The sequence below is a fragment of the Stenotrophomonas pictorum JCM 9942 genome (assembly GCF_001431585.1).
In the GTDB taxonomy this organism is placed as follows: domain Bacteria; phylum Pseudomonadota; class Gammaproteobacteria; order Xanthomonadales; family Xanthomonadaceae; genus Stenotrophomonas; species Stenotrophomonas pictorum.
The window spans coordinates 1-8,409 of the sequence record NZ_LLXS01000074.1; the positions used below are offsets into that span (position 1 = coordinate 1).

Below are 8,409 nucleotides of genomic sequence, written 5' to 3' on the forward strand. Positions count from 1 at the left end.
CGGCAGGTGGTGCGCGCCACGCTGCCACAGGCCCGGATCGTGGTCGATCGATTCCATATCCAGCGCATGGCGAACGACGCGCTGGAGAAGCTGCGCAAGCGCATTCGCAAGGATTTGTCCACCCGGCAGCGCCTCAAACTCAAGGACGAGCGGTTCCTGCTGCTCAAGCGGCAGCACGACCTGACAGGGAGAGATATGGACCGGATGCGGGAATGGTTCCAACAGTTCCCGCTCCTAAGCGAAGCCCACGCGCTCAAGGAAGGATTTCTGTCGATCTGGGATCAGAAGACCCGCCCAGCAGTAGAAGCCGCCTGCGCGAAGTGGCAGGCCAATATTCCGACCGAATTGGCGGCCACGTTCAAGGACCTGACCACCGCCGTGCACAACTGGCACGACGAAATCTTCGCCTACTTCGAGCAGCCGATTACCAATGCCTATACTGAGTCAGTCAACCGAGTGGCCAAAGACATGAACCGCATGGGCAGGGGTTACAGCTTCGAGGTGCTTCGGGCGCGCATGCTCTACGACAAGAAGGCGCGCAAGGATGGCTCGGTTATCGAAACCGTGTTGGTCGATGACGACGACCCAATGACCACGGACTTCGTGTTCCAGCGGATGACCACGGCGGCAACGCGCAAGAAGAAGATCACGCGCGTGGTCGAGTACGGCCCCTATCTCCCGACGCTGGCGCGGCTACTCGAAGAGGGGTATTTCGAATAGTCCTCAGCCCATTGTGCAAGAGGCGGCGCTTCAGCCTGAATTTGTGATTCAGCCGATGAAGCATAGGTAAGAGGCCCAGCCACTACCCCGCGCAACAGGACAGTTGCTTTACGTCCTTGGTGAAGGTTTGTGCCGCGAGTTTCAGCCCCTCGACCATCGTCAGGTAGGGGAATAACTGGTCGGCCAACTCTCGCACCGTCATGCGGTTGCGAATCGCCAGTACTGCGGTTTGGATCAGCTCGCCTGCTTCCGGGGCTACCGCTTGCACGCCGATCAGTCGTCCCGAACCGGCCTCCGAAACCAGCTTGATGAAACCGCGCGTGTCGAAGTTGACCAGCGCCCGGGGCACGTTGTCGAGCGTCAGCGTGCGGCTGTCGGTCTCGATACCGTCGTGGTGCGCTTCGGCTTCGCTGTAGCCCACGGTGGCGACCTGCGGGTCGGTGAACACCACCGCCGGCATCGCCGTCAGATCCAGCGTCGCGTTGCCACCCGTCATGTTGATTGCAGCGCGGGTGCCGGCCGCCGCCGCGACGTAGACGAACTGCGGCTGGTCAGTGCAGTCGCCGGCGGCATAGATGTGCGGCACGGTAGTGCGCATCGCGTGGTCGATGGTGATGGCGCCTTGCGCATTGACCACCACACCGGCCGCGTCGAGGTTGAGCGTGCGGGTGTTTGGGGTGCGGCCGGTGGCGAACAACAGCCGGTCGGCATGCAGTTCGCCGCGTTCGGTGGTGAGCACGAATTCCCCATCCTCATAGGCGACCTGGCTGGCCTGGGTGTGGTCCAGCACTTCGATGCCTTCGGCGCGGAACACGGCCGTGATGGCCTCGCCAATGGCGGGGTCTTCGCGAAAGAACAGTGTGCTGCGCGCCAGCATGGTCACCTTGCTGCCCAGCCGGGCAAAGGCCTGCGCGAGTTCGACGGCCACCACCGACGAGCCGATCACGGCCAGCCGATCGGGGATCGTGTCGCTGGCCAGCGCTTCGGTCGACGTCCAGAAGGGCGTGTCTTTCAAGCCCGGGATCGGTGGAATCGCCGGACTGGCCCCGGTGGCGATGAGGCAGCGGTCGAAACTCACCTCGCGCATCCCGTCGTCAGCGGTTGCCACGGTCAGCGTGTGCGCATCCTTGAATCGGGCATCGCCGCGCAGCACGGTGATGGTCGGGGTGCTCGTCAGGATGCCTTCGTACTTGGCGTGGCGCAGTTCATCGACGCGCCCCTGCTGCTGAGCCAGCAAGCGCTTACGCAGAATCTTCGGCGAGGCGGCGGCAATGCCGTCATCGAACGGACTCTCGCGACGCAGATGCGCAATGTGGGCAGCGCGGATCATGATCTTGGACGGCACACATCCGACGTTGACGCAGGTGCCGCCGAGAGTGCTGCGCTCGATCAGCGTCACACGCGCCCCTTGCTCGACGGCCTTCAACGCCGCCGCCATCGCCGCGCCGCCGCTGCCGATCACGGCCACGTGCAGTGCAGCCTCATCGTCCTCGCGCTTTGGTTCGCCGCCCAGCCGCTCTTGTGCATTGTTCAGCAGGTCGCTGGGTTGCCCCGGCGCATCGGCAAGCTGCGCTCGGTAACCGAGTGCGGATACCGCCGCGACCAGCGAGGTCACGTCCGCGGCGGTACCTACGCTGGCCTCAATCTCGGCCCGGCGCTGTGGGTAGGACACTGAGGCCGAACGCACGCCGGGCACCTTTTCCAAGGTCTGCTTGACGTGCTCGGCGCACGACCCGCAGGTCATGCCACCGATGTGCAGCGTGATCGCCTCGGTCATGAGCGTGTGCTCACTTCTTGACGGTAGACGGGTAGCCGGCGTTCTCGGTGGCTTTGGTCAACGCGGCCGGAGTGGTCTTGGCATCGTCGTAGGTTACCACCGCCTCCTTGGGCTCCCAGGTCACCTTGGCCTCGATGACGCCTTCGACCTTGGTCAGCGCCTTTTTGACCGTGATCGGACAGGTGGCGCAGGTCATGCTCGGCACCGACAGCATGACGGTTTTGGTGGCGGCCCAGGCGGGAGCGCTGAGGGCAACGGTCAGAGCGAGCAATGCGACGAGTTTCTTCATGGCAATCTCCTTTCAGTAGAACAGGGGCATGAGGTAGGGGAACACGAGCGCGATCAGCACCAGGGCGGTGACGATCCAGAAGATCACCTTGTAGGCCGTCCGCACCTGGGGCACGGCGCATGCGTCGTCCGGCGCGCAGGCGCGAGCCGGCCGGAAGATGCGACGCCACGCGAAGAACAGCGCCACGAGCGCCACGCCAATGAAGATCGGCCGGTACGGTTCCAGCGCGGTCAAGTTGCCGATCCAGGCGCCGGAGAAACCCAGCGTGATCAGCACCAGCGGACCGAGGCAGCAGGTCGAGGCGAGGATGGCGGCGAGGCCACCGGCGGCCAGTGCACCGCGGCCGTTGCTGGGGTCTGCCATGTGAGGGATCTCCTTCCGAGACGTTGCGTGATGCGCTAAGGTTACTTCCGTAGTCAAGTACGGAGTCAAGCGCGATGGTGAACGATCCGCAAACACTGACCATCGGGGCTTTCGCCAAGGCCGCTGGGGTCAACGTGGAGACCATCCGGTTCTATCAGCGCAAGGGGTTATTGCCAGAACCAGGTCGGCCCGTCGGCAGTATTCGCCGCTACGGATCGGCGGACGTGGCGCGGGTGCGTTTCGTGAAATCCGCCCAGCGGCTGGGGTTCAACTTGGACGAAGTCGGCCAACTCCTACAGCTTGAGGACGGCACTCACTGCAGCGAAGCCGCCGAGCTGGCTGCGCTCCAGCTCACCGACGTGCGCACCAAGATGGCGGACCTGACGCGAATCGAAGCGGTGCTGTCACGGTTGGTCAACGAGTGCCATGCGCAGCGAGGCACTGTGTCGTGCCCGCTGATCGATTCTCTGCACGGGAGCTAGGCGCGTGGCTTAACCCGGTTTTCCGTTCCACTGCGCCTCAAACCCCAGTTCGAGCCGGGGGCAAGGTGACCTGCCACTGATTGTTTCCTTGCACCGACATGCGCCAGACAAAGCCCACACTGAAGGCTAAAAGCGCGTAAGCCTTGCGATACCAGAAACCTACCGAACGAGAGCTGTCAGACAAGAAGGGCTAGTGCGGTCTTCCCACACTAAAATCCGGATACCCAAATAAAAAAGGATCCGACCACATCCTGCCAGCCCCTATTGGCTGGCAGGAAAGTCGATCCGGTTTCCCACTGGTTCTCGCGTGTGGCCATCAAAGCCAGCCACGTTCCGCCAGGGTTACAGTCTGCAGTCCACCGACCACCACGTGATCAATCAGGCGCACGTCGACCAGGGCGAGCGACTGCTTGAGTCGCTCGGTCACCGCGCGATCCGCAGCTGATGGTTCTTCCAAGCCCGACGGATGGTTGTGCGCCACGATCACCGCTGCGGCGTTGCAGCGGAGCGCGTGACGCACCACCTCCCGCGGATGGACCTCGGCTCCGTCGATGGTTCCGTGGAACAGTTCCACGTACCCGACCAAGCGGTGACGGGTGTCCAGGAAGGCAGCAGCAAAAACCTCCTGACCCAACCCGCCCAGCTTGTCGCGGAAGAAGGCCTTGGCGGTCTGGGGGTCCGAAAAGGCGGCCCCTCGCTGCATCCTCTGCCCGACGACGGCGCGGGCCGCCCCCAAGACCTCGTCGGCGCTGGCAACCTTGTAGGATCGCGCGCCGCTTCGAACGTACAGCAGGGGCAAGCTCATGGGTGGTGACTCCATCTGGTTCTCCTCGATGAATTTTCGTGCCCTGATTCGACGACAACAGAGAAGGGGCGCGGTTCCGCCCCCTTGCTCCTTTCCCTCACGTTGCCCTGCCTTGCCCGCAAGCCAGGCAGTTCCGACGAGCCCCCACTACGCGCCGTGGACACCCTCCTGCCCGGCCACCTGACCGGCGTCCTCCGGATCCGGCTGTCGCTTGACGCACTGCATGACCTTGACCTTCTCCATGAAGGTGTTGAGTCCGTAAAGGGCGAAGCCGTACACCACGGCCCCACCAATTGCCTTCAGCATGGTCTTCCTCCTCTTGATTGACGATTAACCGCCCGCGATCCGGGCGACCTTGCTCTCCAGCCTGTCCTGCAAGCTGCCGCCAGACGGCCCGCTTGGGACGCCGTTGCCGGCCACACCCGCTTCGCCGGGATAGAACTCCTCCACCACAGCCGGCACGTCCTCTACCAGGTCCTCGAAGGCGCCGTTGGCGAAGCCGAGCCTGGCGGCCTCGTCCAGAGCCGCCTGATCGAAGCCGGCGTCCTTGCGGGCCTGATCGAGCGCCCTCGCCTCCCCGATGGCCTGCTCCAACGACAGGCCCGACCTGACCACCAGATCGACGTAATAGATCGCCGACCTGAAGCTCATCGTCGTGGACTTGCCGCGGAGCTTAAGTTCCAGCGGCATGCAGGCTAGGCGCCCATCGGAGACGGCATCGAAGTAGGCCAGGCGGGCTGCCAGCGTCCGGATCGTGTTGTACGACGTGGTGCGGAGCACAAAGCTCCCCAACTCGTCCTCGTCCCCGACCCTGACGTTCAAGCGGGCGTAGGCCTTGCACTCGCCCATGGCGAATGGACAACCATCCGGGCCAGGGCATACCTCCTGGGTGATGCCGTCCTTGCCCATCCTCCGGCTGGTCTCCCCGTTGCCGACACAGACCGGCCTGCCGGTCGTCCGGTCGAAGAGCGAGTAGTCGGCACGAAGGTTCAGTCCCGGGTCGTTGAACAGCAGCCGCACCGGGATCGAGCGCAGCTTGCCTCCGGCCTCCTTGCGAAGGGCCTCGTCCAGCGGATGCAGCACCCAGCCTTCCCGGTTCTGTACCTGACTGGTCAGCGTGAACTGATCATCCTTCTCCGGCAGGCGCTTGCCGTTGCGCTCGACCATGCGGCCGATTGAGATCCGCCCGACCACGGGCGGGGTGATCGCCAAGCCTTTCAGCATGGTCATGCTCCTTGGGTTTGATGGGGAACGAGCCGGAACCGCCGGGATCCGGGTCGGGCGACGATGAACTCAGCCACCAGGTCCGGGTGGGCCTCGGTCAACCGCTTGAGATCGACACTCGTGCCGTCCTTGGAACGCCGGTAGGTGATCTCACCACTCGGAAAGATCGCCCGAGAGGCGTCGCCCATGGACTGCTCCAACTGCTGGCGCATCTGCTCGGCCCGTTTGTCCATCTGGGCGATCTCGTCACGCAGCAGTACCAGCCCGTCGAAGGTGGCAGACAGTTCGGCGTCTTCGCTGAAGTCGAGGCTGGTGTCGTTGCCCCTGTACAAGCTGCGCAGGGCCCGGGCGGCAGACTCGCTGCCATCCGCCGGGGGCGGGGTATCCTGGGTCACGTACTCCCAGAACCTGGCCTCCAGCACGATCAGGCGCGAGACCACGTCCTCGTCGCGCTCGATTCGGTGCACCTCCAGCTTCTGGCCACAGAGCAGCACGGCCACGTCTGCGGCCGCCTTGCCGGTGACGGCCAGCTGGTGCTGGACCTGGATCTGGACATACTCGGGCACGCCATCCCGCCAGAGTCGTGAGCCGAACTCCCCGGCCGTCTTGCACTCCAGGATCTGCACGTCCGGAACGCCAACCACCTCCCGGTCGACATTGGCCAGCATGAAGCTGTAGGTCGGATGCTGAAGCACCGCGTTGACCCGGCGGACCTTCCGTCCGGTCTGCTCGGTATACGCACCGGCCACAAGTGGCTCCAGCAGGGTGCCCCAGTACATGGGACTGTCCTGGCCGGGCTCATCATCCCGGGTCGTCCGCCCGGTCTTCTCCATCCAGAGCTCAAGCTGGCTCTTGTAGGGACAGAGCCCCACCGCAGCGGCAGCATCGGAACTCCCGATGCCGCGATTGCGGACTTCCAACCACTCCTCACGCTCCATCGAGCGCGTGTCGACCAGACGAATCGCCGCTGATCTGCTCATTTCCAATCCTCCAATCGAAGAAGCCCGGCCTCCGTGGGGAGGCCGGGCTTATGGGTAGCTTTGACAGAGACGGAACCTACACCGGGGTTGTCGCCATCGCTGAGGCCAGCACCCCGTTGAGGATGCTCTGGGCGCTCTCAGGACCACCTCCGGCCAGGAGGTGCTTGCCGAAGGCCACGCCGAAGGGCTCGGCCACCTCGTAGCACCAGACACCGGGGAACACCTCACTACATGCGCGCCAGGCCCGAGTCAGAAGCTCAGCCTGATCGATGCATGCTTGGACGTAGCCCAACTCCCCTTGGAACGGGACCTTCGCGTACGGAGCCCCACTCTTGTCCAGTGCTTGCTTGGCCCCTATGGCGATGTACGCAACGTCGAGCTGATCGACGTCCATCGCTCAGGCCACCAGCTTTATGGCTTCGTCCCAGGCCCGTTGCTTGATCTGGGCGCCCGCCCCGAACCATGCCGCATCCCTGCGGTGGTCGTCGCTCCTGGCACGCCGGTGGTGGTCAACGAACTCCGTCACGCTGCTCAGGACGCCCCAGGCTGTCCCCTTGGCCGTTGACAGCTCCGACCCCCTGCCCGCGCCGTCGTACAGCGCACGGGCGACCGTGAAGGCCTGCTCGTTGACCGCGACTCCCTGCCCGTCCGGGTTGGGGTATGTCAACACCCGGCGCAGGAGTCCGTCCACCGAGTCCGGGTCTACCGGGGTCTCAACCAGCGCCCTCATCTGGGCCACAAACGAATCCCAGGTCGATACGGTGATGCCCAGCTGACGCTTCACCACGTCGGGGTCGAACTGACTGCGGTGCGGCACCTTCACGACGCCCGCATTGCTGCCCAGTGCGATGGCCAAGGTGTTGTTGCACACGACCCGAACCGAGGTGAACTGGGCTGTGGTGGCCAGCGTCCCATCACAGGCCGTGGCCAGCAGCAGGTAGCCTTCGACGCGGTCCTTCCGCTTGAGCACCGTGCTCTGCCCAGTCCTGGCCAAGGCCCAGAACTTACGGCCTTCGCGCAGTACGCCGGCCGTTTCCAGCTCAAAGCCGCCGACCTCGGTCAGGTCGCGATAGAACTCCAGGATCTCCCCCGGCTGGACGACCTTGTAGCGCTTGGAGACGACGGACAGCGGGGCTTGCGTGTCTGACCGGTACAGGACCTTCTGTTCCGGGAAAGCGTTGATGGCCCCGATCCCGTTCTTCCCGACCACGTAGCGGACTTCGGACTCTTCGATCGACCAGTCCATCCCGGCCTCGCGCTTCCAGACCTCGATGGGCTGCTGCGGCGCAAGCTTGTTGCCGAGCCCGTGCCACGGTCGTTCGCCGGCATAGGCCATTGTTTCAACCAGGTGCATCTTTCTTCTCCTAACTCTTGGGCATAAACGCACAAGGCCCGGCGAATGCCGGGCCTTGTGGTCTGTCGCGGGTTGGATTACGGAAATCTTGGGCGTTTGCAGCTGACGCATCTGGCGACGCTCACCAGAGCCGCCGCGACTACTACAAGAACGCAGTAGACCGCCTCGGACCTGTCACTCATAAGGAATCCATCTTCAAGGTGCACAAGGAGCGCTGTGCCCTTGCGCAAAGCCAGACCCTACTGGCTTCAACGAGGTGATATGTGGCTGAGATTTTCTTAGATCGACTCTTTGCGCATTATCCACTCACGCTCGGACGAAATCGCCAGTGAGTCAGTCCCCATGAGCCAGAAAAGGCCCAAAAGCCTGGAAGTATGAGGTGGTGCGTCCGCTCTCGGCCTATTCTGTTGAAAAA

The 8,409-nt window shown here is 63.8% G+C and carries 10 protein-coding genes and 1 pseudogene; 2 read left to right on the forward strand and 9 right to left on the reverse strand.

Features of this window, described 5'->3' with window-relative positions:
• Nucleotides 1-720 (forward strand): annotated as a pseudogene (locus ARC78_RS15770) (ISL3-like element ISStma11 family transposase); the annotation flags it as partial.
• An 82-nt stretch (nt 721-802) separates the two neighbouring features.
• Here the strand turns inward: ARC78_RS15770 and merA are convergent.
• Genes merA through merT form a run of 3 tightly spaced genes read right to left on the reverse strand, consistent with a single transcriptional unit; the run spans nt 803 to nt 3,149 of the window.
• Nucleotides 803-2,497 (reverse strand): mercury(II) reductase, encoded by a 1,695-nt coding sequence (gene merA, locus ARC78_RS15775; RefSeq protein ID WP_057506629.1) that lies wholly within the window; start codon nt 2,495-2,497, stop codon nt 803-805.
• A gap of 10 nt (nt 2,498-2,507) precedes the next feature.
• The gene (gene merP, locus ARC78_RS15780; protein ID WP_054660980.1) at nt 2,508-2,786 is read right to left on the reverse strand and encodes a mercury resistance system periplasmic binding protein MerP; all 279 of its coding nucleotides are present in this window, start codon (nt 2,784-2,786) and stop codon (nt 2,508-2,510) included.
• Between the two features lie 12 nt (nt 2,787-2,798).
• Nucleotides 2,799-3,149, reverse strand: a complete 351-nt coding sequence (gene merT / locus ARC78_RS15785) for a mercuric ion transporter MerT (RefSeq protein ID WP_019183730.1) — start codon at nt 3,147-3,149, stop codon at nt 2,799-2,801.
• Nucleotides 3,150-3,223: 74 nt separating this feature from the next.
• On the opposite strand from merT, the gene merR reads away from it, so the two are divergent.
• On the forward strand, nt 3,224-3,631 hold the full coding sequence (merR, locus tag ARC78_RS15790) for a mercury resistance transcriptional regulator MerR (RefSeq protein ID WP_012480188.1): 408 nt from the start codon (nt 3,224-3,226) through the stop codon (nt 3,629-3,631).
• A gap of 316 nt (nt 3,632-3,947) precedes the next feature.
• Here merR and radC read toward each other — a convergent pair whose 3' ends face one another.
• From radC to ARC78_RS15815, 6 genes are all read right to left on the reverse strand, one after another.
• Nucleotides 3,948-4,436: a RadC family protein gene (gene radC, locus ARC78_RS15795; RefSeq protein WP_232528822.1), complete on the reverse strand. Its 489-nt coding sequence runs from the start codon at nt 4,434-4,436 to the stop codon at nt 3,948-3,950.
• A 147-nt stretch (nt 4,437-4,583) separates the two neighbouring features.
• Nucleotides 4,584-4,742: a hypothetical protein gene (locus ARC78_RS16830; protein ID WP_158499998.1), complete on the reverse strand. Its 159-nt coding sequence runs from the start codon at nt 4,740-4,742 to the stop codon at nt 4,584-4,586.
• Nucleotides 4,743-4,766: 24 nt separating this feature from the next.
• Complete coding sequence (locus ARC78_RS15800) at nt 4,767-5,660, reverse strand: recombination directionality factor (RefSeq protein WP_057506631.1); 894 nt, start codon at nt 5,658-5,660, stop codon at nt 4,767-4,769.
• Nucleotides 5,661-5,662: 2 nt separating this feature from the next.
• Entirely contained in the window at nt 5,663-6,640 is a 978-nt protein-coding gene (locus ARC78_RS15805; RefSeq protein ID WP_057506632.1) for a YqaJ viral recombinase family nuclease, read from the reverse strand.
• Between the two features lie 76 nt (nt 6,641-6,716).
• Nucleotides 6,717-7,034 (reverse strand): hypothetical protein, encoded by a 318-nt coding sequence (locus tag ARC78_RS15810; protein ID WP_054660644.1) that lies wholly within the window; start codon nt 7,032-7,034, stop codon nt 6,717-6,719.
• Between the two features lie 3 nt (nt 7,035-7,037).
• Nucleotides 7,038-7,994 (reverse strand): DUF932 domain-containing protein, encoded by a 957-nt coding sequence (locus ARC78_RS15815; protein ID WP_054660642.1) that lies wholly within the window; start codon nt 7,992-7,994, stop codon nt 7,038-7,040.
• Between the last annotated feature and the right edge of the window lie 415 nt (nt 7,995-8,409).

Coding starts and splice junctions, on each gene's coding strand:
- ARC78_RS15810 (WP_054660644.1), bottom strand. CDS start 7,034: ATGGACGTCGATCAGCTCGACGTTGCGTACATCGCCATAGGGGCCAAG.
- ARC78_RS15805 (WP_057506632.1), bottom strand. CDS start 6,640: ATGAGCAGATCAGCGGCGATTCGTCTGGTCGACACGCGCTCGATGGAG.
- ARC78_RS15815 (WP_054660642.1), bottom strand. CDS start 7,994: ATGCACCTGGTTGAAACAATGGCCTATGCCGGCGAACGACCGTGGCAC.
- merA (WP_057506629.1), bottom strand. CDS start 2,497: ATGACCGAGGCGATCACGCTGCACATCGGTGGCATGACCTGCGGGTCG.
- radC (WP_232528822.1), bottom strand. CDS start 4,436: ATGAGCTTGCCCCTGCTGTACGTTCGAAGCGGCGCGCGATCCTACAAG.
- merT (WP_019183730.1), bottom strand. CDS start 3,149: ATGGCAGACCCCAGCAACGGCCGCGGTGCACTGGCCGCCGGTGGCCTC.
- ARC78_RS16830 (WP_158499998.1), bottom strand. CDS start 4,742: ATGCTGAAGGCAATTGGTGGGGCCGTGGTGTACGGCTTCGCCCTTTAC.
- merR (WP_012480188.1), top strand. CDS start 3,224: ATGGTGAACGATCCGCAAACACTGACCATCGGGGCTTTCGCCAAGGCC.
- ARC78_RS15800 (WP_057506631.1), bottom strand. CDS start 5,660: ATGCTGAAAGGCTTGGCGATCACCCCGCCCGTGGTCGGGCGGATCTCA.
- merP (WP_054660980.1), bottom strand. CDS start 2,786: ATGAAGAAACTCGTCGCATTGCTCGCTCTGACCGTTGCCCTCAGCGCT.